The 22,707-nt window shown below is 62.4% G+C and carries 17 protein-coding genes; 9 read left to right on the plus strand and 8 right to left on the minus strand.

The genetic code is table 11. From position 1 onward, the window contains the following. Nucleotides 1-112 precede the first annotated feature (112 nt). On the plus strand, nucleotides 113-874 hold the full coding sequence (locus B0G76_RS29865) for an IclR family transcriptional regulator (RefSeq protein ID WP_120295660.1): 762 nt from the start codon (nucleotides 113-115) through the stop codon (nucleotides 872-874). A 224-nt stretch (nucleotides 875-1,098) separates the two neighbouring features. Further along, nucleotides 1,099-1,851 carry an IclR family transcriptional regulator gene (locus tag B0G76_RS29870; protein ID WP_120296913.1) on the plus strand — a complete coding sequence of 251 codons (753 nt, stop codon included), beginning with the start codon at nucleotides 1,099-1,101 and terminating at the stop codon, nucleotides 1,849-1,851. A gap of 41 nt (nucleotides 1,852-1,892) precedes the next feature. On the opposite strand, the gene B0G76_RS29875 is transcribed toward B0G76_RS29870, so the two are convergent. Then, a complete protein-coding gene (locus B0G76_RS29875; RefSeq protein WP_120295661.1) occupies nucleotides 1,893-3,419 on the minus strand; it encodes a PLP-dependent aminotransferase family protein in 1,527 nt (508 codons plus the stop codon). Between the two features lie 298 nt (nucleotides 3,420-3,717). Here B0G76_RS29875 and tauA point away from each other — a divergent pair, with 298 nt between their 5' ends. The 6 genes from tauA to pta all read left to right on the plus strand — a co-directional run bounded on the left by tauA (nucleotide 3,718) and on the right by pta (nucleotide 11,387). Beyond that, the gene (tauA, locus tag B0G76_RS29880) at nucleotides 3,718-4,776 is read left to right on the plus strand and encodes a taurine ABC transporter substrate-binding protein (protein WP_120295662.1); all 1,059 of its coding nucleotides are present in this window, start codon (nucleotides 3,718-3,720) and stop codon (nucleotides 4,774-4,776) included. 39 nt (nucleotides 4,777-4,815) lie between these two features. Beyond that, nucleotides 4,816-5,631 (plus strand): taurine ABC transporter ATP-binding protein, encoded by an 816-nt coding sequence (locus tag B0G76_RS29885; RefSeq protein WP_120295663.1) that lies wholly within the window; start codon nucleotides 4,816-4,818, stop codon nucleotides 5,629-5,631. Further along, nucleotides 5,624-6,544, plus strand: coding sequence for an ABC transporter permease subunit (locus B0G76_RS29890; protein ID WP_120295664.1), 921 nt, complete (start codon nucleotides 5,624-5,626; stop codon nucleotides 6,542-6,544). Before B0G76_RS29885 ends, B0G76_RS29890 begins: the two co-directional genes overlap by 8 nt. A 195-nt stretch (nucleotides 6,545-6,739) precedes the next feature. Beyond that, nucleotides 6,740-8,194 carry a phosphonoacetaldehyde dehydrogenase gene (gene phnY / locus B0G76_RS29895; RefSeq protein ID WP_120295665.1) on the plus strand — a complete coding sequence of 485 codons (1,455 nt, stop codon included), beginning with the start codon at nucleotides 6,740-6,742 and terminating at the stop codon, nucleotides 8,192-8,194. 169 nt (nucleotides 8,195-8,363) lie between these two features. Further along, nucleotides 8,364-10,166 (plus strand): sulfoacetaldehyde acetyltransferase, encoded by a 1,803-nt coding sequence (gene xsc / locus B0G76_RS29900; RefSeq protein ID WP_120295666.1) that lies wholly within the window; start codon nucleotides 8,364-8,366, stop codon nucleotides 10,164-10,166. 186 nt (nucleotides 10,167-10,352) lie between these two features. Beyond that, nucleotides 10,353-11,387, plus strand: coding sequence for a phosphate acetyltransferase (gene pta, locus B0G76_RS29905; protein WP_120295667.1), 1,035 nt, complete (start codon nucleotides 10,353-10,355; stop codon nucleotides 11,385-11,387). A 42-nt stretch (nucleotides 11,388-11,429) separates the two neighbouring features. On the opposite strand, the gene B0G76_RS29910 is transcribed toward pta, so the two are convergent. From B0G76_RS29910 to B0G76_RS29935, 6 genes are all read right to left on the minus strand, one after another. Further along, complete coding sequence (locus B0G76_RS29910; RefSeq protein ID WP_120295668.1) at nucleotides 11,430-11,870, minus strand: DUF4279 domain-containing protein; 441 nt, start codon at nucleotides 11,868-11,870, stop codon at nucleotides 11,430-11,432. 150 nt (nucleotides 11,871-12,020) lie between these two features. Continuing rightward, on the minus strand, nucleotides 12,021-12,980 hold the full coding sequence (locus B0G76_RS29915) for an IS5 family transposase (protein ID WP_120295669.1): 960 nt from the start codon (nucleotides 12,978-12,980) through the stop codon (nucleotides 12,021-12,023). Between the two features lie 860 nt (nucleotides 12,981-13,840). Further along, nucleotides 13,841-15,733: a cobaltochelatase CobT-related protein gene (locus B0G76_RS29920; RefSeq protein ID WP_120295670.1), complete on the minus strand. Its 1,893-nt coding sequence runs from the start codon at nucleotides 15,731-15,733 to the stop codon at nucleotides 13,841-13,843. Next, nucleotides 15,733-16,728: an AAA family ATPase gene (locus B0G76_RS29925; RefSeq protein ID WP_120295671.1), complete on the minus strand. Its 996-nt coding sequence runs from the start codon at nucleotides 16,726-16,728 to the stop codon at nucleotides 15,733-15,735. The genes B0G76_RS29920 and B0G76_RS29925 overlap by 1 nt, the downstream gene beginning before the upstream one ends. Before the next feature lie 48 nt (nucleotides 16,729-16,776). Further along, complete coding sequence (locus B0G76_RS29930) at nucleotides 16,777-18,081, minus strand: MFS transporter (RefSeq protein WP_120295672.1); 1,305 nt, start codon at nucleotides 18,079-18,081, stop codon at nucleotides 16,777-16,779. Nucleotides 18,082-18,237: 156 nt separating this feature from the next. Further along, nucleotides 18,238-19,899, minus strand: a complete 1,662-nt coding sequence (locus B0G76_RS29935) for a GMC family oxidoreductase (protein WP_120295673.1) — start codon at nucleotides 19,897-19,899, stop codon at nucleotides 18,238-18,240. 219 nt (nucleotides 19,900-20,118) lie between these two features. Here B0G76_RS29935 and B0G76_RS29940 point away from each other — a divergent pair, with 219 nt between their 5' ends. Continuing rightward, entirely contained in the window at nucleotides 20,119-20,967 is an 849-nt protein-coding gene (locus tag B0G76_RS29940) for an IclR family transcriptional regulator (protein WP_120295674.1), read from the plus strand. Between the two features lie 93 nt (nucleotides 20,968-21,060). On the opposite strand, the gene B0G76_RS29945 is transcribed toward B0G76_RS29940, so the two are convergent. Continuing rightward, nucleotides 21,061-22,488 carry an amino acid permease gene (locus B0G76_RS29945; protein ID WP_120295675.1) on the minus strand — a complete coding sequence of 476 codons (1,428 nt, stop codon included), beginning with the start codon at nucleotides 22,486-22,488 and terminating at the stop codon, nucleotides 21,061-21,063. Nucleotides 22,489-22,707 lie beyond the last annotated feature (219 nt).

Consider the following 22,707-nt stretch of genomic DNA (forward strand, 5'->3'; position numbering starts at 1 on the left):
GCGCCGTGCCGCCGAGAATCGAAAAGTGCAATATTCGGGACTTTCCATAGTCCCGAAAACTAAACAGTCCGATGCACAATCCAACTTATAAATACGATGTTGAGGAGACAGCGTGTCGACTTCGAATCAATCGAATGCAGCGGCCGTGCGTGCATTTCGCGTACTCGAAACGTTGGCTGAGGCAAGCAGCCCGCTTTCCATGACCGATCTCGTCCATGCCCTCGAACTGCCCAAGCAGACCGTGCATCGCATCCTCGTGCAGTTGATGGATGCATGGCTTGTCACGCGCAGCGCCGACCGGCTGTATGAGTGTTCGCCGCGCGTGCGGATGCTGGCGGTCAATGTGCTGATGCATGCGGGGCCGGCCGCAGCCCGCCATGTGCTGCTTGAACAACTGGTGGCCAAAATCGGCGAAACCTGCAATCTGACGATGCTAGCCGGCAACGACGTGGTCTACGTCGACCGGGTGGAAACTGAGTGGCCGCTGCGCATGCATCTTCAACCGGGCTCGCATGTGCCGCTGCACTGTTCGGCAAGCGGCAAGCTGCTGCTCAGTTTCCTGCCCAAGGACCGGCGCGAACGGGTCATCGAAACCTTGCCGCTACGCGCCTATTCTGAACGGACGATTACGGATCGCGGCGAATTGCGCAAGGAACTGACCGTGACGCGGCGGCGTCAGCTCGCGATCAACAATCAGGAGCATTTGCAGGGGCTCATCGCGATCGCAGTGCCGGTCATGCTGGACCGCAATCGCGCATGCGCGGCGATCGCCGTCCAGGCGCCGGTCGGGCGGGTCGTGCTCGACGATCTGCTGGCCTTCCTGCCCGATCTGCGCTTTGCCGCGGAGGAAACCGCCAAGACGTTCCGGCAGTAGCGCGGGTGAAATAGGCGTAGCGTCCCGGCACGCAGCGCCGAAAACGGGCCCGCCACCGCTGCAAATGTGCATTCATGCGCCGTGCAGTTGCGCCGCGATGCATTCCGAAAAACGGGACGGCTCACGCTGAAATACGGCCCTGGAATCGCTGCGATCCGGCGAAAACCACCACCGGCAAGGCCACGCGGTACAATGACGGCGATCCATTTTCCGGAACGGCCGACATGACTACAGCGGATACTCCCACCCTGCGTGCCTTCGCGCTGCTCGAACATCTCGTGCGCGCCGAAGGTCCGGTGTCGCTGGCCGACATTGCCCAGGACGTCGACTTGCCAAAGGCTTCGCTGCATCGCATGCTCGCTTCGCTCGAGGCCGGTGGGCTCGTGATCCGCGAGCCGGGCCAGAAGAACGCCTATGTGATCGGGCCGCGTCTCGCGCAACTCGGTCTGGGCGTCATGATGCATTCGGGTGCCCGCCGGCTGCGCCATGCGATCCTGTCGAACCTGGTGGCCGATCTCGGCGAGACTTGCAACCTCACGATGCTGCACGAAACCGAGGTGCTCTATCTCGACAGGCTCGAAGCGCCCTGGCCGTTGCGGCTCGATCTCAAGCCCGGCTCACACGTGCCGGCGCATTGCAGCGCAAGCGGCAAGCTGTTGCTGGCCATGCTGCCGCGCGAACAACGCAGCGCCCTCGTCCACACGCTGAAACTCGAACGCTTCACGCCGAATACCATCACCGATCCCGAACTGCTCGAAGCGGAACTCGACCGCACCGCGCACAAGCGCATTGCCATCGACAATGAGGAATTTGTCGCCGGCATCGCGTGCGTGGCCGCGCCGGTAATGGATGAGAACAACACCTGTATTGCGGCGATCGCCGTTCACGCGCCGGTTTCGCGGGCGCCGCTCTCGCGCGCCCTGGAGTTTGTACCGCGTTTGCAGGAAGCGGCTCAGCAGCTTGCTAAAACGTTCTAGCAGGCTTATTCCACTGCTTATTAAGCTGCTCGTTCCACCGCCTAAGCTTCGGGCTCCTGCGCACGCACGAGCTCCGCGAGCAGACGCACGCCCTCGTCGATCTTTTCGAGCTTGATGGCTGAAAAACCCATCCGGAAGCAATGGTTCTGCTCCAGTCCGGTCATGAAAAAGACGCGCCCCAGTTCGATCAGAATCCCGTGTGCCTGCGCGTCCGCGGCGAGGCGGGTCGCATCGAGCCACGGCGGTCCCTCGACCCAGCACGACGCGCCGCCGCCCACCGGCAGATAGCGCGCTTCGGGAAGGTGCGTGTCGAGCGCTGTCATCAGCGCCTGGGCACGCTCCCGATAGGCGTGAGCGAGCCGCCGCAGCAGCGCATCGTGGTGGCCGAGCGCCAGAAAGGTGGCGAAGGCGCGCTGAATATAAGCGGCCGGGTGCCGCACCATCAGGCGCCGCAACGCACGCAGTTCGCGGACCAGTTCACGCGGCCCGACGATATAGCCCAGCCGCAGCCCCGGTGCAAAAGTCTTGGACAGGCTGCCGATATAGATCACCCGGTCCGCTGTATCCAGGCTCTTCAACGCCGGGTGCGGCATGCCTGAGAAGTTGTTTTCGCTCTCGTAGTCGTCTTCGATCAGTACGAAATCGTGAGCCTGCGCCTGTTCCAGCAGCGCATGGCGCCGCTCGATCGGCATGGTGGCCGTGGTCGGGCACTGGTGGCTTGGCGTCACATAGACGTAGTCGCATTGCGCGAGCAGATCGGCGTCTTCGACCGGGCGCACGCCGCCGCTATCGACAGGCAGCGGTTGCAGCCGCGCATTGCGGTTCTCGAAGATATTACGGGCATCCGGATAGCCGGGGTTTTCAAAACCGATCGTCGTCCGCTCGCTCGCCAGCAGATCCGCGATCAGATAGAGCGCCTGCTGGCAGCCGATCGTCACGACGATTTCGTCCGGCATGGCAAACACGCCGCGCCGCGGCAACACGCGCGTGCGGATCTGCTGGATCAGCGTATCGTCGTCGCGCTCGATCAGGTCCGGCGCCCAGTTGCGGATCTCCATGACCGACAGCGCCTTCATGCAGCATTCGCGCCAGTCGTTGGTCGGAAACAGCGACTGGTCGAATTGTCCGTAGATAAAGGGATATTCGTAAGTCAGCCAGTTCCCCGGCTTGACGATGTTGCGCTGCGACGAGGGTCGTCTTTTAACGCGCTGATCCCAGTCCGGCCTTGCTAGCGCCTCATTGGCCGCCTGCCCCGGGACGGTTTGCAGCGGCGCAAATTCGTGCCGCCCTTCGAGGATGGCCGGGTTGACGAAATGCCCGCTGCGCTCGCGCGAAATCAGATAGCCCTCCTCAACCAGTTGCTGGTACGCGAGCACGACCGTATTGCGGGCGACGCTCAACTGGTCGGCGAGCTCCCGGCTCGACGGCAATGCGTGCTCCGGCAGCAGTTGGCCGTCCAGAATCGCGGCCACCAGCATCTGGCGAATTTGACCCTGGAGGCTCATGTTCGACTCGGGTGAACGCTGGAACCGCTGGCTCCATAAGGCCACCGAGGTGCGACTTGCCATGCTTTCTCCTGTTTTTTTAGGCGGGGTCCGCCCGCACGAAGGCGGACACCGGCATTGTGGACGCACAAAAAAACGCCTGCCAGCCGCCCCCGGGCGGCTGCCGGCCGAACCGGCGCTACGGCCCATCCTGGTGCAGCGGTGTGGACTCAACGATCAGCCACGTCTGGCCCTAACCTGCAACATTTTTTACTGACGATACTCGCATCAACCCATTGCCGGCGATTGGGACAAGCCCCCGTCGGCGTGCGTTGAATTCACGTGTATTCGCGTACCTACACGGCTATTCTGGAGACCTACGATGAAAAGCGACACACACCCGAAGTTGTCCCGCTGGTTCGGCAATCTGACGCGCCGCGTGACTGTGGCGGCCTTGGCCGCGCTGGCCTGCGCGGTGGCGCCCGCCAGTTACGCGCAGGACAAGGAGGTCACGATTGCCTATCAGCAGATCGTCGACCCCTGGGTCGTCGCGATCGCGAGCGGCTCGATCGAGAAAGACACGGGCTACAAGATCAACTGGCGGCAGTTCGAATCCGGCGCGAAGGTCGCGACCGCCATGGCCTCGGGCGACGTGAAGGTCGGCGTGATCGGCTCGAGCCCGCTCGCGGCGGCGGTGAGCCAGGGGCTCGACCTGCAGCTCTTCTGGATTCTGGACAACATCAACCAGGCCGAAGCGATGGTTGTACGCAATGGCTCGGGCATCACCAAACCGTCTGATCTGAAGGGCAAAACGATCGGCGTTCCGTTCGTCTCGACGACGCACTATCACACCATGTTCGCGCTGCAGCATTGGGGCATCAATCCGTCCGAGGTGAAGATCCTCAACATGCAGCCGAACCAGCTGGTCGCGGCGTGGGAGCGCGGCGATATCGACGCCGCCTACGTGTGGGACCCGGCGCTCGCCCAGTTGAAGAAAAACGGCAAGGTCCTGATCACATCCGGCGACCTGTCCAAGCTCGGCAAACCGACCTTCGACGGCATTGCGGTCGATCGCCAATGGGGCGAGGCGCATAAGGACTTCATGGCCAAGCTCGTGAAAGCCATCGCCAATGCGGACGATCAGTACCGCAAGAACGCGGCGCAATGGAACGCCACCTCGCCACAGGCCGCGGCCATCGCGAAGATGATCGGCGGCTCGCCCGCCGACGTGCCGGAATCGCTTTCGCTGTATGCCTTCCCGACACTCCAGGAACAGGCCTCCGCCCAATGGCTGGGCGGCGGCAGTGCAGGCCGCGCAACGTTCGCGCTGAAGGACACGGCCAACTTCCTGAAGGATCAGAAGCAGATCAGCGCGGTGTTGCCCGACTACTCGAAGTTCGTGACCCCCGCTTATGCCGAAGCGGCCATGAAACTCAAATGACGTAAGACGTAAGCGGTTTCTGTCGAATCAGGAGGCAACATGGAAAGCATGAGAGTCAAGGATGTGAGCGTGGTCTTTCCGGGGCGCAAGGCGGGTCAGACGGTGCATGCGCTCGACAACATCAATCTGACCATCAACTCGGGCGACTTCGTCGTCGCGCTCGGTGCATCGGGTTGTGGCAAGACCACCCTGCTCTCGCTCATGGCGGGCTTCATCGCGCCGACCAGCGGCGAGTTGCTGCTCGGCGGGTCGCCGATCGCAGGTCCGGGCGCCGACCGCGGCGTCGTGTTCCAGAAGCATGCCCTGTTGCCCTGGCTCAACGTGATCGGCAACGCCGAGTTCGGCCTGAAGCTTCAAGGTGTGCCGAAAGCGCAGCGGCGCGAGATCGCCGCGCGCAATCTGGCGCTGGTCGGCTTGCAGGACTTTCACAAGCACATGATTTATCAGCTCTCCGGCGGGATGCAGCAGCGTGTCGGCATCGCCCGCGCGCTGACCTGCGACCCCGCCATGCTGCTGATGGACGAGCCGATGGCCGCGCTCGATGCGCTGACCCGCGAAACCATTCAGGAACTGCTGCTCGACGTCTGGACGAAGACCAGCAAGATGTTCTTCTTCATCACGCACAGCGTCGAGGAGGCGCTGTTTCTGGCCAGCCACCTGATCGTGATGTCGCCGCGTCCCGGGCGCATCACGCACACCTACGAGCTGGATTTCAACCGGCGCTTTCTCGAAACACGCGACGCGCGCGCCATCAAATCGAGCCCCGATTTCATCGACATGCGCGAGCGCGTGCTCAGCATCATTTACGGCGACGAGAAAATGCACGCTGCCGAAGCCGAGGTGACACATGTTTAGTTCAAAACGGGCTCATGTCCTTGCGCAAGGCCATGACGCCCCGCTGGGATCCGACACGCCGATCGAGCCGCCACGCACGCCCGGTCGACGTCCACGGCTTCTCGCCAAGAAACCCGCGAAGCCAGGCGACACGTTCGGCGTACCCGGCCAGGGCAGCAGTATCGTTGCGAGCCTCGCGACGGTCGCGCTATTCGTCGGGCTATGGTTTGTCGCGACGAACCTGCACTGGATCAAGCCGCTCTTTTTGCCGTCGCCGCAAGCGGTGTATGCCAAGTTCGTGTTTGTCGCCACGGAGGGTTTCGCCGGTTCCACGCTCATTCAGCACACTGGTATCAGCTTGCTGCGCGTGTTCGGCGCCTTCGCGCTCGCCTGTGTGACCGCGATTCCAATCGGCGTGATGATGGGTGTCTCGCGTTTTGCGCGCGGCATCTTCGATCCACCGATCGAGTTCTACCGCCCGCTTCCGCCGCTCGCCTATTTGCCGCTCATCATCATCTGGTTCGGCATTGGTGAATTCTCCAAGGTCTTTCTCATCTATCTGGCCATCTTCGCGCCGCTCGCCATTGCGGCACGATCCGGCGTGCGATCGGTGTCGATCGAGCAGATTCATGCAGCCTATTCGATGGGCGCCTCACGCACACAGGTGGTGCTGTATGTGATTCTGAAGTCTGCGCTACCGGAGATTTTCACGGGGATGCGGATCGGCATCGGCGTCGGCTGGACGACGCTCGTCGCCGCGGAAATGGTGGCGTCGACCAGCGGCCTCGGTTTCATGGTCCTCAACGCCGCGGAGTTTCTTGCGAGCGACGTGGTGATCATGGGCATTGTCGTAATCGGCTTCTTTGCTTTGTGCTTCGACTTGCTGATGCGCCATCTCGAACGCGTGCTGGTGCCGTGGAAAGGCCGGGTTTGACCCGCGAGTTTGATTGATTTAGCGCGGCCCAATAGCGGCCGCGTTTGTCTTATGGCGCCGCATTGCACCATGGGGCGCCGTGGAACGCCATACAGCCCCCCGCCCGCGTGGACTCAGCGATTGGCGGCGGCTGGCACTACTCGGCTAGCCGCACCCTCCGCAATACTTCAGCTATCGGTTATCGCTGGAGGCAGCATGAATTCGATCGCGGAAGTACGGCAGTGGCAGGTCCGTCATGAAGCGCTGCGCATCGGCGGAGAAAAAATACGGCGTGCGGAGATCATCGAAGTCTTCAACCCCTATAACGGCGAACTGGTGGGCACGGTGCCCAAAGCGACGCTGGCGGACGTGCAACACGCGTTTGCCTGGGCACACGCATATCGGGCGCGGCTCACACGCTACGAGCGCTCGCAGATCCTGCTGCGTGCCGCGGACATAGTCCGTCGGCGTACTGAAGAAATTGCCGGCCTGATCACCGCCGAGTCCGGCCTGTGCATGAAAGATTCGCTATACGAAGCAGGCCGCGTCGCCGACGTCCTGACGTTCGGCGCCCATGAAGCGCTGAAGGACGACGGCCAGGTGTTTTCCTGCGATCTCACGCCGCACGGCAAAAAGCGCCGCGTCTACACCCAGCGTGATCCGTTGCTCGGCGTGATCTCCGCGATCACCCCGTTCAACCATCCGATGAATCAGGTCGCGCACAAAATCGTGCCCGCCATCGCAACCAACAACCGCATCGTCGTCAAGCCCTCCGAGAAGGTGCCGCTGTCCACCTACCTGCTCGCGGACATCCTTTACGAAGCCGGCCTGCCGCAAGAAATGCTGCAGGTCGTCACCGGCGACCCGAAAGACATCGCCGACGAACTGATCACGAATCAGCACGTCGATCTGATCACCTTCACCGGCGGCGTGCAGATCGGCAAATCTATCGCCAGCAAGATGGGCTATCGGCGCGCGGTGCTCGAACTCGGTGGCAACGATCCGATCATTGTGATGGAAGACGCCGACCTGGAAGAAGCCAGCACGCTCACCGTTGCCGGCTCCTACAAGAACTCCGGCCAGCGGTGTACCGCGGTCAAGCGGATTCTGGTGCATGAAGCGGTGGCCGATCGCTTCGTCGAACTGCTCGTGGAGAAGACCCGGGCCATCCGTTATGGCGACCCCGCCGATCCGGCAACCGACATGGGCACCGTTATCGACGAAGCCGCGGCGACCTTCTTCGAAGCTCAGGTGAACGATGCGATCAGCCGCGGCGCGACGTTGCTGCTCGGCAATCTCCGCGAGGGCGCGCTGTATTCGCCAACGGTCCTCGATCATGCGACCCCCGACATGCCGCTCGTCAAATACGAAACCTTCGGGCCGGTGTCGCCGGTGATCCGCTTTCACGATATCGACGACGCGATCCGGATTTCCAATTCGACTGACTACGGGCTCTCGTCTTCGGTCTGCACGAACCGCCTCGATTACATCACGCGCTTTATCGCCGAACTGCAGGTGGGCAGCGTGAACGTGCGCGAAGTACCCGGCTACCGGCTCGAGTTGACACCGTTCGGCGGCATCAAGGATTCGGGTCTTGGCTACAAGGAAGGTGTGCAGGAGGCGATGAAAAGCTTCACCAACGTGAAGACCTATTCGCTGCCGTGGGATTGAACCACGTCCCATACATTCCACGCAGCATCGCATTCATTAATTTTCGAGACAAATTGTACCGTTTATCCAGCATCACCTATTGACCATCGCGGGTGCATGCTCTACATTTTAGATAATCACTTTTCGGAACAAAATGTTCCGGTTTCATTAAACAGCGGAGACAAGCCTCATGAGCGATCACACCCCCATCAGCGGCCCGCAGGCCATGACCCCGTCGGAAGCATTCGTCGAAACCCTGGCCGCGAACGGCGTGACCGACATGTTCGGCATCATGGGCTCGGCCTTCATGGACGCCATGGACATCTTCGCGCCGGCCGGCATCCGTCTCATTCCCGTGGTGCACGAGCAGGGCGCTGGCCATATGGCCGACGGCTACGCCCGCGTGTCGGGCCGCCATGGCGTGGTGATCGGCCAGAACGGCCCGGGCATCAGCAATTGCGTGACCGCCATCGCCGCGGCCTATTGGGCACACAGCCCCGTGGTCATGATCACGCCCGAGGCGGGCACCATGGGCATCGGCTTGGGCGGCTTCCAGGAAGCGAAGCAGCTCCCCATGTTCCAGGAGTTCACCAAGTATCAGGGCCACGTCACCCATCCCGCGCGCATGGCGGAATTCACCGGCCGCTGTTTCGACCGCGCGCTGGCCGAGATGGGCCCGACCCAGCTCAACATTCCGCGAGACTACTTCTACGGCCAGATCAAGGCCGAGATTCCGCAGCCGCAGCGCCTCGACCGCGGCCCCGGCGGCGATCAACGCCTGAACGAAGCGGCCGAACTCCTCGCCGAGGCTAAGTTCCCGGTCATCATCTCCGGTGGCGGTGTAGTCATGGCCGATGCGATCGAGGAGTGCAAGGCGCTGGCCGAACGCCTGGGCGCACCGGTCGTCAACAGCTACCTGCATAACGACTCCTTCCCCGCCAGCCACCCGCTGTGGTGCGGCCCGCTCGGCTATCAGGGCTCCAAGGCGGCAATGAAACTGATCCAGCGCGCCGACGTGGTGATCGCGCTCGGTTCGCGCCTCGGACCGTTCGGCACGCTGCCCCAGCACGGCATGGACTACTGGCCGCAGAACGCCAAGATCATCCAGATCGATGCCGACCACAAAATGCTCGGCCTCGTGAAGAAGATCTCCGTGGGCATTTGCGGCGACGCCAAGGCCGCCGCGGTTGCACTCACGCAGCGGCTCGAAGGCCGCACCCTCGCCTGCGACGCCTCGCGTGAAGACCGCGCCGGCCACATCGCCGCGGAGAAGGCTGCATGGGAGAAAGAACTGGATGGCTGGACGCATGAGCGCGACCCGTACAGCCTCGACATGATCGAGGAGCAGAAGCACGAGCGCACGCCCGGCGGGGGCACCTATCTGCACCCGCGCCAGGTATTGCGCGAACTCGAAAAGGCCATGCCGGACGACGTGATGGTCTCCACCGATATCGGCAACATCAACTCCGTGGCCAACAGCTACCTGCGGTTCAACAAGCCGCGCAGCTTCTTCGCCGCGATGAGCTGGGGTAATTGCGGCTACGCGTTTCCCACCATCATCGGCGCCAAGGTTGCGGCGCCCCATCGCCCCGCTGTCTCGTACGCCGGCGACGGCGCGTGGGGCATGAGCCTGATGGAAACCATGACCTGTGTGCGTCACAACATTCCGGTCACGGCGGTGGTTTTTCACAACCGGCAATGGGGCGCCGAGAAGAAGAACCAGGTGGACTTCTACAACCGCCGCTTCGTGGCCGGTGAACTCGACAACCAGAGCTTTGCCGGGATCGCTCGCGCGATGGGCGCCGAGGGGGTCACCGTGGATCGGCTCGAGGACGTCGGCCCCGCGTTAAAGCGTGCGATCGATGCGCAGATGAATCACGGCAAGACCACCATCATCGAGATCATGTGCACCCGCGAGCTCGGCGATCCGTTCCGCCGCGATGCGCTGGCCAAGCCGGTGCGTTTGCTCGACAAGTACAAGGACTATGTTTGATTCAACCGTTGTCTGACGGTCCGGGCGCGGGAGGCACATTTCCTCGCGCCCGGCAGGCCGGAAACGGGATTTCCCCTGCCGTTTCCGGTTTTTTTGTTTTCGCGCCGCGTTCGTTTGGTGCCTGCTTCGTCTCTGGCCGCCTTCGTTCGCGGCTCCCTTTTTCAACCGTGATCGCCGCCCCGTGCCATGAAAGCCATCAACCGCATCATCGAAAGCGCCCGCACTTCACCGAGACGCATCGTGCTCTGCGAGGCGGAAGATCCCCGCATGCTGGAAGCCGCGCAACGCGCGACGCGTGAGGGCATCGCCCACATCGTGCTGGTGGGATCTAGCACGCGCATTCGCACAGCGGCCGCTGGGCAAAACATCGAACTGTCCGGCATGGAGTTGGTGGATCCTGCGACCTCGCCGCTCGCCGATTCCTTTAGCGATGAACTCTTCGCACTGCGCAGCAAAAAAGGCATGACGCTCGACGAAGCGAAACAGGAGATCCTCAAGCCCCTCTGCTTCGCCAATCTGATGGTGCGGCTCGGTCACGCCGACGGTTCGGTGGCCGGCGCCGTCCACACAACCGCCGACGTGGTCCGCACGGCGATCCAGATCATCGGTATTCATCCATCGTTCAAGCTGGTGTCGAGCTTCTTTCTGATGATGCTGTGCGAGCCTTTCCATACGCTCAAAGGCGGGCTGATCTTCTCCGACTGTGGATTGGTGGTGGACCCTGACGCTGGTGAGTTGGCCCAGATTGCGATGGCGGCGGCCGACAGCGCGCAAAGCCTGTTGATGGAGGAGCCGCGCGTCGCCATGCTGTCATTTTCGACCAGTGGCAGTGCACGGCACGCGGCAGTCGACAAGGTTGTGGAAGCGACGCGTCTGGTGAGAGCCTCGCGCCCGCATCTGGCGATCGACGGCGACGTGCAACTGGATGCGGCCCTCGTCTCCGAGATCGCCATGCGCAAAATCGAGCACTCGCAGGTGCAAGGACACGCCAACGTGCTGATTTTCCCCAGCCTGGAGGCCGGCAATATCGGTTACAAGCTGGCGGAGCGGATCGGCGACGCGAAGGCAATCGGTCCCTTGCTGCAAGGTCTGAAAAAGCCTGCCAACGATCTGTCGCGCGGATGCAGCGCCGACGATATCTACTTCGTGATCGCGGTGACCGCCGTGCAGGCGCAAACAGCAGAAGCGAAGGACCCATGCACCTCGCCGCTCGCGTCATGACCCTTGTCAAGCTGGATAGCTCGCCTTTCGCGGGCAAGCCGGCTACCGATATTCGTCAATCTCGATGGTGCCGCCTATCTCTTCCATCATCGCGCGAATGCCGTCAGGCACATCGGGCACGCGGTCGCCGGTTTCGTTGTGCCAGTAGCACCAGAAAGACATCTTATCTTCGTCGTGGCAAACGAGATTGCGCAGGCCAGCACGCGGCAATAAAAGCCGATCAGTCAAGTATCGCAAATGCGGGGTGAGATGATCGCTGCACACCGCAGACTCGCTTTTTACCGCCCACAAACCCAATTTTCCGGGGCGAGTGCTGAGCTTGCCGGAAGGATATAAAAAGGGCTTTCCTTTCGTGATTGTGGAGTCAGGGGGAATGCCAAAATACTCGGTCCAGAAGTCCGGCACTACAGCATCACCCGAGATGATAAAAGTTGCATGCGCCAGCGCGTGCGCGGGCACCTTCGGCGTTTTGTCAGGGTGCATAGTCATGGAACCAGCGTGCATTGCCAACCGGTCTCCAACGGGACCGAAAGCGTATTCCATTGCGACATAGGCAAACCTGCTTTGCTAGTTGTGACAGGCGTTGTTGCGTTAATCAGGCGTAGAGACAACATGACCCCTGTGCTTTCGATCTCAGGCGATACGGACGGACTGCGGGCGAGCGAGTGCCGTCATGCGGTTAAGCACGCCCGCACGAATCGATACTTCGGTCGCCTGCGATCCAGTTTCACGAGCCCACAGGCACGGGCCCGTGAGTACCTTGAGCCGGTACATCAAGGTCTCGGCAAGCGAGCGCCGGTGGTAGCCAGTCGCCAGTTTCCATTCGCGCCTGCTGCTTCTCCCGATAGCGTCGATAGCTGCATTGCGCCAGGCGGCACCGGGCGTGCTATCTGGCCAGGGCTTCGCTCCCTCGCGCGGCGGAATCGATGGGATCGCGCTACGCGCGGCGATCTGCGCGTGGCACGGCCTGGTGTCGTAGGCACCATCGCCGCCGATGGTATCGATCACCACATCAGCCGGAATCTGGTCGAGCAGATCGGGCAACACTTCGCCATCACCTTCGTCCTGATGGGTCATCAGTGCAGCGCAGATCTGACCGGTGTTCGCGTCCATCGCAAGATGTACCTTTCGCCATGTCCGGCGTTTCGAATAGCCGTGCTTGCGCACTTTCCACTCGCCCTCGCCGTACACCTTCAGTCCAGTACTATCGATCACCAGGTGCAAGGGTGCATCGGGACGCTGCGTTGGCAGTACGACTTTCAGGGTCTGTGCGCGACGGCTCAAGGTCGAGTAGTTCGGCACCGGCAAGCCCGGGTAGGCGAGTTTGTGCAGACTGAGCGCGAAGCCTTGCAGAGCGCGCAGCGGCAGATGAAAGACCTGCTTGAGCCCGAGCAACATCTGAATCACCGCATCGCTGTAGACACGCGGCCGACCGCGCCTGGCCGGGCCAGCCTCAGATACCGGCACCAGTACGCTTTCGTCAATCCACATGGTCACGTCACCTCTCGAGATCAGACCGGTGTTGTATTCCCGCCAGTTTCTGACGCGGTACACCCCTTTGGGCTCGCTTGCCTTGCGTTCGTCCTTGCGCATCTTCTCGGGGAAAAAATCGAGAATCTACCCAGTTCGATGCGAAGTTAACATCCTGGACAACCCGAGCGTTGCGCGTAAACGTCAAGCCCTCGCGAAGCGCCCTGATTTTTGCAACAACGCCGTTGTGACAGACGATTCCAGTCCCTGCGTGGCGCATCTGCGTCGCGATGCTTAACCTGATCGCACTTGGAAAGCCGGAGATTAAGCAGTACATGAGCGTTACGCAGAAGCCGATTCAACCCTGGCGCTCAGGCCCGCCATGATCCAGGTCCGGATCCCGCCGACGCTGATGGATCCGCTCACGGCTCTGCCGTGAACGTTCGGCCTGTTCCCGCTGCGCCTGCTGCAGTACGCGTTGCATCGCAGTCGGCAGTTGCTTCGCCAGTTCGGGATGTTTCTCGCGGGCAGCCTTGCTGCACGCTCCACGATATTCCGTCCGGTGAGGCAGCTCGCAGTGGCCACCTGAACCTAGGTCTAGTCTAAGTAATCGCATTCAGCACCTTGCTGGATAGCGTCATTCGTGACGGCGTAAACTAGCAGATCATCGGAAGGCTATGTTTTTGGGATATCCGCGCTAGCGAAAAAGCCGACCATCGCGGGTCGGCTTTTTCTTGTCGGTCTTACCTGGTTGTCCGTTCGTGCTGCCCAGGCGCCGGTATTTCCGGCTCGGGCGAAACCGACTGTCACCGACCGTTTTCGGGCATTCAATATGCTCTCGCCCGAATCTCTCCATCGTGCATATTGGCCGTAGCATTCAAGAATGTTGGCTTCTGCCTCTTCACGGCTTCGACCGTCGCAAGATCCGCCTGAAGCCGTGGATGTAAAACCGCGAATGCGAATCCGCAAACCCGCTATCCCCGCTACCCTTTTCCGCCCCGCCCGCGAGCGCCGATCCAACCCACAATCTCCGCGAACAGCTTCATGTCGGGCGGCGCAGAGAGGTCCACCGCCAGGCAGCGGCGGTAATACGGGCTGAGATCCAGTCCGACGCCCAAACCCAGCACCTCCACGTCACGCGCGGCCTCATGGCGTGCCACGACAGCCTTGAGATGGTTGTCGAGATAGAAGGCGTCGTTGGCCTGGCCCGTCGCGCTGTCCATAGGACTGCCGTCCGAAATCACGATCAGGATGCGCCGCGCCTCAGGACGTGCGACGAGACGCGCACAGGCCCAGTCGACCGCCTCGCCATCCACGCCCTCGCGAAACAGGTTCGCCTTGAAGAGCGCGGCAATGTCGGCGCGGGCGCGTCGCCAGCTCCGGTCGGCGTCCTTGAACACCAGATGAGACAGTTCATTAAGCCGGCCCGGATGATGAGGGCGGCCCTGGGCCAGCCAGTCGAGCCGAGCCAGGCCGCCGTTCCAGGCACCGGTGGTGAAGCCAAGAACTTCGGTGGTCACGCCAGCCTGGTCGAGCGCGCGCGTGAGGATGTCCACCATGATCGCCACCGGCTCGATATGCGCTTTCATCGAGCCCGAGCAGTCGATCAGAAAGCTCACCACGCAGTCCGCCAAGAGCGTGTTCCGCTCAAGCCGGAACAGGCGCCGTTCAGCGGGAAAACTAACCAGTTGTGCAAGGCGCCGCCCGTCGATCCGGCCATGTTCTTCACCGAACGACCATCCGTCGCGTTGCGGTATCGCCAGCGCCGCCTTCAGCGCGTGCGCAAGTCGTGCCACGTTGATGCCCTGGGCAGCGACGCGTTCGTCGAGCCGTTCGCGAAACTCGCCAAGCAACGCCTTGCGGACCAGCGTGCCCGCGGATAGCTCACGGTCATAGCGCGTCGTAAAGGCGCGATAACCCTGCTCCGATGCCTCGAGCACGCGGCTTTGGCCGGTCAGCGCAACGGCCATATCCTTGTACTCGTCGTCCTCGACGTCGAACCAGAGCGAGAACGCCGTGCGCGGGGTCTTTTCGTCGCGCTCCTGCGGGTCGTCCTGCGTATCATCCAGCGCGTCCGCGCGGGCGGCACGGATCATCCCGGCCACCAGCCGTGCAAGTTCCAGCGCGTGGACAGCGAACGCGTCCTGCTCGGCGCGATGCCGGCGCAAGCCCGCCAGCGGCACGCCCAGCACCGGCACGATCGCCGCGCGCGTGGCTTCGATCAGGTCTTCGATCTGTTCGAGCACGGGCCAGCCTGTGAGGCGCGACCATGCAATCTGCGCGACCGTGTACAGAAGAATGCCGAGGTGGTCTTCGGCAAGCCCGGCGTGATAGAAAGCTCGCGACCAGGCCTCGAAACGCTCGCGCAGGTTCTGCGCCAGGCCCGGCATGCCGGGCGGCGTCTGCGTTTCGCAGCGCAACTGTTCGAGCAGTTCGAACACCAGCCGCTCGATGGGATCAGCCGGGCATAGGCGGCCATGCAGCGCCGCATCGGAGTGCATGAGTCGAAGGGCCGCGCCATCGGCGGCGCCGCGCAGGGACGCGAAGTCGTCCAGCTGCGGGTCGGTGCGCAGATGCGGCGCGTGCAGGGGCACAGGCCGCAGATCGCGGCACAACCGGCCTTCTCGGTATTGCAAAGCGGCGTCGCCGGTGAGGGCACGCACGGCCGCCGCGCACAGCGCCTCGCGCTGCCCCGCGCGAAGGGTGGCTTGCCGTGAGGTCGGCTGGCCTGGCGTTGCTTGCTGCGAGGTCGCTGAGCCCGTAGTCGCTTGCCGCAATGTCGCCTGACTCAAGGCCGCTTGCCGCGGGACCGTCTGGTCCTCTGCCGCTTGGTCCAAGCCCGCCTGGGTCGGCGTAGCCTCTCTTTCCGAAATCATCAGCGGGTTCCCGCCGCGTAGCCTTCAGCGTTGGCGTTCGCCCCAACCTCAAGCTCAACACCGAAACAACGCTGAAAATACTCAGCCACGATCGGCCGCTCGGCTTCGTCGCACTTGTTCAGGAAGGTCAGACGAAACGCCATCGCCGGATCGCGGAAGATCTGGCAGTTCTCCGCCCAGTTGATTACCGTGCGCGGCGACATCAGCGTCGACAGGTCGCCGCTGGCGAACCCCCTGCGCGTGAGTTCCGCCACGCTCACCATCGATTCGATCAGCGCACGTCCCGCGGTGTCAGCGAGTTCCGGCACGCGCGCAAGCACGATGCCGGCCTCTTCCGCGCGCGGCAGATAGTTGAGCGTGGCCACCACGTTCCAGCGGTCCATCTGCGCGTGATTCAGCACCTGCGTGCCGTGATACAAGCCGTTCAGATTTCCCAGTCCCACCGTGTTGGTGGTGGCGAACATGCGAAAATACGGATGCGGATGAATCACACGATTCTGATCGAGCAGCGTGAATTTGCCGTCGCGTTCGAGAATGCGCTGGATCACGAACATCACATCCGGACGCCCCGCGTCGTATTCGTCGAAGATCAGCGCGACCGGGCGCTGCAATGCCCATGGCACGATCCCTTCCTGAAACTCCGTGACCTGCAGATCGTCGCGCACCACGATCGCGTCTTTGCCGACCAGATCGAGGCGGCTGATATGGCCGTCGAGATTGACGCGCACGCACGGCCAGTTGAGGCGGGCCGCAACCTGTTCGATATGCGTCGACTTCCCCGTGCCGTGCAAGCCCTGCACCATCACCCGGCGATCGCGGCTGAAGCCGGCCAGAATGGCCAGCGTCACTTCCGGATTGAAACGGTAGACCTCGTCGATCTCCGGCACGTGGTCGTCGCGCTCGCTGAAAGCGGGCACCATCAGGCTGGAATCGATGCCGAAAACGGTTCGTACTGCCACCATTCTGTCGGGTTTGCCCGTCACGATATCAGTCACTTCATTCTCCTCCCCGCTACGGGGATAGTTGTTCGGCGCCGCCCGTCGTCAACGCGCGGTCGCCATCTCGTCGAAGGGTTTCGTGCGCCGTTCCATCGCTCGCGCCGACCATGCCGAGAGCAGCGCCGACAGAATCACGTAACCGCACACGTACCAGGGCTTGCCGCCGTCGAGCCGCAGCAGCGCCGTCGCGATGATCGGCGTGAGGCCGCTCGCGAAAATGCCCGAGAACTGGTACACGAACGAGATGCCGGTGTAACGCACCTCCGGATCGAACAGTTCGGCGAAGAGCGCGGCTTCCGGACCGTAGACCATCGCGTAGAAGATGCCGAAAGGAATCACCACGCCGAGCCAGACGGCCAGCGTATTGCCGGCCTGCGTCTCCATCAGCCAGAAGGCCGGCAGCACCGAGGCGCCGCAAATCAGCGAGCCCCAGCGATACACGCGCGCGCGTCCCATCCGGTCCGACATCCTGCCGAAGAAAGGGATGAAGAAGCACATCACCATCGCCGCGATCATCACGCCAGTGAGCGCTTCCGTGCGGCTCATCGACAGATGCTGCGTGAGGTAGCCGATCATGAACACCGCGAAGATGTTGAAGAACACGCCGTCGATCCAGCGCGCGCCCATGCCGAGCAGCACCGAACTGCGATAGCGCGTGATCATGTCGACGAACGGGATTTTCACGTCGCGGCGGTTGCGCTTGAGCGCGAGAAACTCGGGCGTCTCCATCACCTTAAGGCGAATGTAGAGACCGAGCACCACGAGCAGCAGCGATGCGGCAAACGCAAGACGCCAGCCCCACGAGAGGAACGCCGCTTCCGGCAACAGCCGGGAAATACCCGCGACAATGCCCGACGCGAGGCACAAGCCAATCGACAAACCGATCTGCGGCAAGCTCGCGTACAGACCGCGCCGGTTCGGCGGCGCATATTCATAGGCCATCAGCACCGCGCCGCCCCACTCGCCACCGAGCCCGATGCCCTGTAATACGCGCAAGGCGAGCAGCAGAATCGGCGCCCAGATGCCGATCTGAGCGAAGGTCGGCACGAAGGCAACTCCCGCGGTCGAAATCCCCATGATGATGAGCGTGCAGATCAACGCGGACTTGCGTCCGACCTTGTCGCCGAAGTGACCGAAGATCACGCCGCCGAGCGGCCGTGTCACGAAGCCGACGGCGAACGTGCCGTAGGCCAGCATGGTCGAGACGAGTGGATCGTGAGCGGGAAAGTAAAGCTTGTTGAACACAATGCCCGCCACGACGCCGTACAGAAAAAAGTCATACCATTCGACCGTCGCTCCAATCACGCTCGCGAATGCAACGCGGCGGATAGCCCGCTTATCGATTGCCATAGCGCCTTCTCCAATGGATGGCCGCGTGCCGTCCGGCAACGCAGCGCTTTTGAGCCCCCGTTTGTCTCCTCCTGGGGCACGAATTTCGCCGCCTGCACGCTGCTGTTATCGACTTCGAATGCAGCGAGTCAGGTCGCGATCGTTTTGCTTCTTGCGTCAATACTGCGCTTCCATGCTCCGTGCTTGCATCTGCCCTGCCGGCCGATCGCTCGCGCGCGCATCCGCGAGGATCATGCTGGACGCCTTCTCGGCGACCATCACGATCGGTACGTTGGTATTGCCCGAGACTAGCGTCGGCATGATCGAGCAATCGACCACCCGCAAGCCTTCCGTGCCATACACACGCAATCGTTCGTCGACCACCGCGCCAGGATCGCTCGCCACACCCATCTTCGCGGTGCCGGACGGATGAAAAATCGTCTGGCCATATTCACGGCAAAAGTGCAGCAGTTCGTCGTCGCTTTGCGCGTCGGGGCCAGGACGCACTTCGCGTTTCATCAGCGATGCCATGGGCTCGGTGGCGGCAACGCGGCGCGCAAAACGCACACCCGCAACCGTCGTGCGGCGGTCAAGATCGGTCGACAGATAATTCGGCTGGATCGACGGCGCGTCGCGCATGTCGCCTGTGCGAATCCGCACGCTGCCGCGCGACTCCGGCCGCAACTGGCAGATCGAATAAGTGCAGCCGGGAAAGACATGAACATCGCCGCCGGCGGTGTCGGCCGAGAGCGTGGAAAAATGGAACTGGATGTCGGGCGTTTTCGCCTCGTCCGGCAACGCGCGGCAGAACATGCCGCCCTGATTGATGCCGACGGCAAGCGGCCCATCGCGAAACAGCGCCCATTGCAGGCCCATCTTCGCGCGGCCCGTCCAGGAGTGCAGCAAGTCGTTCGTCGTGATTGGCCGCGTCACCTCGTAAGTCAGGCGTACTTGCAAATGATCCTGCAAATTCTCGCCGACACCCGCGCGATTCGCGACCACCGGAATACCCAACTCGTTGAGTAATTTTGCCGGCCCGACACCCGACACTTGCAGCAATTGCGGCGACTGCAGTGCGCCCGCCGTCAGCACCACCTCGCGGTGCGCGCGCACTTCGTGAACCTTGCCATGCTGCTCATAACGAATACCCACCGCACGCGTGCCTTCAAAGAGGATTTTCGACGCCAGCGCATCGGTCTCGATCTGCAGATTCGGACGCTTTCGTGCGGGCTTGAGGTAGGCGACAGCGGTCGAACAACGCCAGCCGCGCCGCGTGGTCAGCTGGTAGTAGCCGACCCCTTCCTGATCGCCCTGATTGAAGTCGTCTACCGTTTGGACGCCCAGGCGATTCGACGCAGCGATGAACGCATCCACGAGTACGTGGCGCTGTTTGATCGTAGAGGCCCATAACGGACCGTCCACGCCGCGCGTCGACGATTCGCCAAGCTCGTTGTGTTCGAGCCGCCGGAAGTAAGGCAAGCACTCCTTCCAGCTCCAGCCACAATTGCCGAGCGCCGCCCACTGGTCGTAATCCTCTTTCTGGCCGCGAATGTAGATCAACCCGTTGATGGAACTGCAGCCGCCCAGCGTGCGCCCGCGCGGCCAGTAGAGCTTGCGGTCGTGCATGTTCGGATCCGGGTCGGTGTAAAAGCCCCAGTTGTAGACCGGATGAAACATGGTTTTGCCGTAACCGATCGGGATATGAATCCACAGAAAGCGGTCGGGCGGCCCGGCTTCGAGCAGGCATACCGAGTAGCGGCCATTTTCAGAAAGACGGTTGGCAAGTACACAACCCGCCGATCCCGCGCCGACGACCACGTAGTCGAAACTCCGTACCATTGATGTCTCCGTGCTGCTGCCTTTGCTTTTAAAAACGGATCATTTTGTCTCAATTTATTGGATGGCAGTTTCGACTTCAAGCGATTCCGGTTACGATTGATTAATCCGGTACGAAAACCGACTTTTTCGTTTCACTTTTCGATCGGTCCGCACGCGCTTATCCGGGTTGTCACCGATCTGTTCGGACTGCATCCACCTTCATCCGCCCCGGGAAGGACAATGAGAGACACCACGCATCTCCCCTCGCCTGCTCACGGGCCCGCCGACGACACCCGCGTCCTGCGCGCGCTCAGCGTGCTGGAACAACTTGCGTCCGCCGGACAACCGTCGTCGCTTTCCCAGTTGTCCTTACGTCTGCAGATTCCGAAGGCGACCTTGATGCGCCTGATCGAATCGCTCGAAGCACGCGGTTACGTCACGCACATGCCGGATTCGCGCGGGGCCGATCGCGCCATTGCGCTCGGGCCCCGCGCCGCGCAACTCGCGCTGACCACGCTCGCGAACAGCACGTTTACGCGCGCGTGCCGTTCGTTGCTGCGCACGCTGGTGGAGTCGCTTGGCGAGACCTGCAATCTCACCGTGCTCGACGGCGATACCGTGCTGTACGTCGAGCGCGTCGAGACGAGCGAACCTTTGCGCCTGCATCTGCAACCGGGCACGCGCGTCCCGCTCCATTGCACTGCCAGCGGCAAACTGTTTCTTTCGCAGATGACGCCGGCCGAGCGCGGCGCTGTCATCCGGCGCTTGTCGCTCAAATCAATGACGTATTGCACCCTGACCGATATCGATCTGCTGGAAGCGGAACTCGACCGCCTCGCCATGCGCGGCATCGGTGTCGACAATGAGGAATTCGTCCGCGGCATGGTCGCGGTCGCGGTGCCGGTGCGCGGCATCGAGGACGGCCGCGTGCTCGCGGCGTTGGCCGTTCACGCACCCACGGCGCGTGCCAGCCTTGAGGATCTGCTGAAAGCAGCGCCGAAGCTCAAGGAAGTAGCCTTACGCATCGGACCGCTGCTTCAGCCTGCAACGGCAGCAGCGGTGGCAACGGCGACGGTCTTGTCAAAGTAGCAAGGACGCGCCGCCAACCTCGCATTAACCCGGTGCAGCGGCGATCTCGAACGACCCACCGCTGCAAATCGAACAGCACGCGTTAGACAGGCCTCAATGAGTACGAGGCCGATAGTCCACGAAATCCGCCTCAGCCGAAACACCCCCGCTCTTCCGAGCCCGCCACGCATACGCCACGAGCAACACGCCGAGACTCACCACGCCGAGCCACAGCGGCGTGCGCTGGTCCGGTATGAAGGCCATGGCCACCAGAATGCCGATCATGCCGACGATCGCGAAACAGGTCAGATACGGATAGCACCACATCCTCACACGCAGCATCTCCGGCGCCTCGCGCTCGAGCCGGGCGCGCAGTTTCAGTTGCGACACGGCGATCAGCACGTAGACGAAAATGGCCACGGTTCCGTACGAATTGACAAGGAATGCGAACACTGTGTCGGGCGATACGTAAGACATGACGACCGACACATAGCCGAACAAGGTGCCGATCAGAATGGCACGAACCGGAACACCGCGGCGATTGACCTTGGCGAGCGCAGCCGGCGCATCGCCGTGGCGGGTGAGCGCAAACATCATCCGAGACGCCGCGTAGAGGCCGGAATTGAGCGCGGACAGCACCGCGGTCAGCACGATCGCGTTCATGACATTGGCGGCGGCGGGGATACCCATTGCATCGAGCGCGCTCACATACGGCGTGGCCATGCGCGGCGAATCCCAAGGCACCAGCGCCACTACGAGCAGGATCGAGCCGACGTAGAAAATCAGCACGCGGGTGATCACCGAATTGGTGGCTTTGGCGACCGCCTTGACCGGCTCATGCGCCTCGGCGGCGGCAATGGTGACGATCTCGGCGCCGAAGTAAAAACCCGTCGCCGCGACGGCGCCGCTCAGCACTGGTCCAATCCCCTTCGGCATCAGTCCGCCGTGCGAAAACAGGGTCGGCATCACCGCGGTGGTGTGCAGCGACGCAGGCCACAGACCCAGCACATAGAGCGCGCCAAGGAACAGAAATACGATGATCGCCGCCACCTTGATGGACGCGAACCAGAACTCGAATTCCCCGTAGCTGCCCACCGAGATCAGGTTGGTCGCGGTCAGCACGACCAGCAACACAAGACTGATCGCCCACGCCGGCGTATCCGGCAGCCAGAACTGAACCAGCTTCGCGCCGGCCACCGCCTCGACGGCCACGACGATGACCCAGAAATACCAGTACATCCACCCGGTCAGAAAGCCGGCCAGTTTGCCCGGCCCGCGCTTGCCGGCAAAGGCAAGGCGCGCGTATTCATAAAACGAGCCCACCGCCGGCATGGCGCACGCCATTTCTCCGAGCATGCGCATAACGAGCACGATCAGGCCGCCGGTAATCAGAAACGACAGGACCGCCGCCGGGCCGGCCTGCCGGACCACGACGCCGCTGCCGACAAACAGACCCGCGCCGATCACGCCGCCCAGCGCGATCATGGTCATGTGGCGCTCCTTCAGGCCGGTCTTCAGTTCACTTTTGTTCGATACTTCCATGTCACCTCCACATCCAGTTGATGCCGGCGCCAGTCGTGCGGGGCTGCATGCGCGTTTGCATGCATTCCCGAAACCTGAGCGCCGTCAATTCGGATCGAGCGAGGTCGCTCACGCGCCTCGCTGCTTCGTGTCTTTTCCTATGGCTTAACGCGCAGACCTCTCTGCGCTGCGCAGCGCCGTGCGCGTGACGCTCGACGACTGGCGAATGACGTGCCGCGG

This window comes from Paraburkholderia sp. BL23I1N1 (genome assembly GCF_003610295.1).
Lineage (GTDB): Bacteria > Pseudomonadota > Gammaproteobacteria > Burkholderiales > Burkholderiaceae > Paraburkholderia.

Excerpts from the sequence above, each read along its gene's own strand:
- B0G76_RS29930 (WP_120295672.1), bottom strand. The coding sequence starts at position 18,081 with ATGGCAATCGATAAGCGGGCTATCCGCCGCGTTGCATTCGCGAGCGTG.
- B0G76_RS29920 (WP_120295670.1), bottom strand. The coding sequence starts at position 15,733 with ATGATTTCGGAAAGAGAGGCTACGCCGACCCAGGCGGGCTTGGACCAA.
- B0G76_RS29935 (WP_120295673.1), bottom strand. The coding sequence starts at position 19,899 with ATGGTACGGAGTTTCGACTACGTGGTCGTCGGCGCGGGATCGGCGGGT.
- xsc (WP_120295666.1), top strand. The coding sequence starts at position 8,364 with ATGAGCGATCACACCCCCATCAGCGGCCCGCAGGCCATGACCCCGTCG.
- B0G76_RS29885 (WP_120295663.1), top strand. The coding sequence starts at position 4,816 with ATGGAAAGCATGAGAGTCAAGGATGTGAGCGTGGTCTTTCCGGGGCGC.
- phnY (WP_120295665.1), top strand. The coding sequence starts at position 6,740 with ATGAATTCGATCGCGGAAGTACGGCAGTGGCAGGTCCGTCATGAAGCG.
- B0G76_RS29890 (WP_120295664.1), top strand. The coding sequence starts at position 5,624 with ATGTTTAGTTCAAAACGGGCTCATGTCCTTGCGCAAGGCCATGACGCC.
- tauA (WP_120295662.1), top strand. The coding sequence starts at position 3,718 with ATGAAAAGCGACACACACCCGAAGTTGTCCCGCTGGTTCGGCAATCTG.
- B0G76_RS29915 (WP_120295669.1), bottom strand. The coding sequence starts at position 12,980 with ATGCGCAAGGACGAACGCAAGGCAAGCGAGCCCAAAGGGGTGTACCGC.
- B0G76_RS29870 (WP_120296913.1), top strand. The coding sequence starts at position 1,099 with ATGACTACAGCGGATACTCCCACCCTGCGTGCCTTCGCGCTGCTCGAA.
- B0G76_RS29875 (WP_120295661.1), bottom strand. The coding sequence starts at position 3,419 with ATGGCAAGTCGCACCTCGGTGGCCTTATGGAGCCAGCGGTTCCAGCGT.
- B0G76_RS29910 (WP_120295668.1), bottom strand. The coding sequence starts at position 11,870 with ATGCACCCTGACAAAACGCCGAAGGTGCCCGCGCACGCGCTGGCGCAT.
- pta (WP_120295667.1), top strand. The coding sequence starts at position 10,353 with ATGAAAGCCATCAACCGCATCATCGAAAGCGCCCGCACTTCACCGAGA.
- B0G76_RS29945 (WP_120295675.1), bottom strand. The coding sequence starts at position 22,488 with ATGGAAGTATCGAACAAAAGTGAACTGAAGACCGGCCTGAAGGAGCGC.
- B0G76_RS29940 (WP_120295674.1), top strand. The coding sequence starts at position 20,119 with ATGAGAGACACCACGCATCTCCCCTCGCCTGCTCACGGGCCCGCCGAC.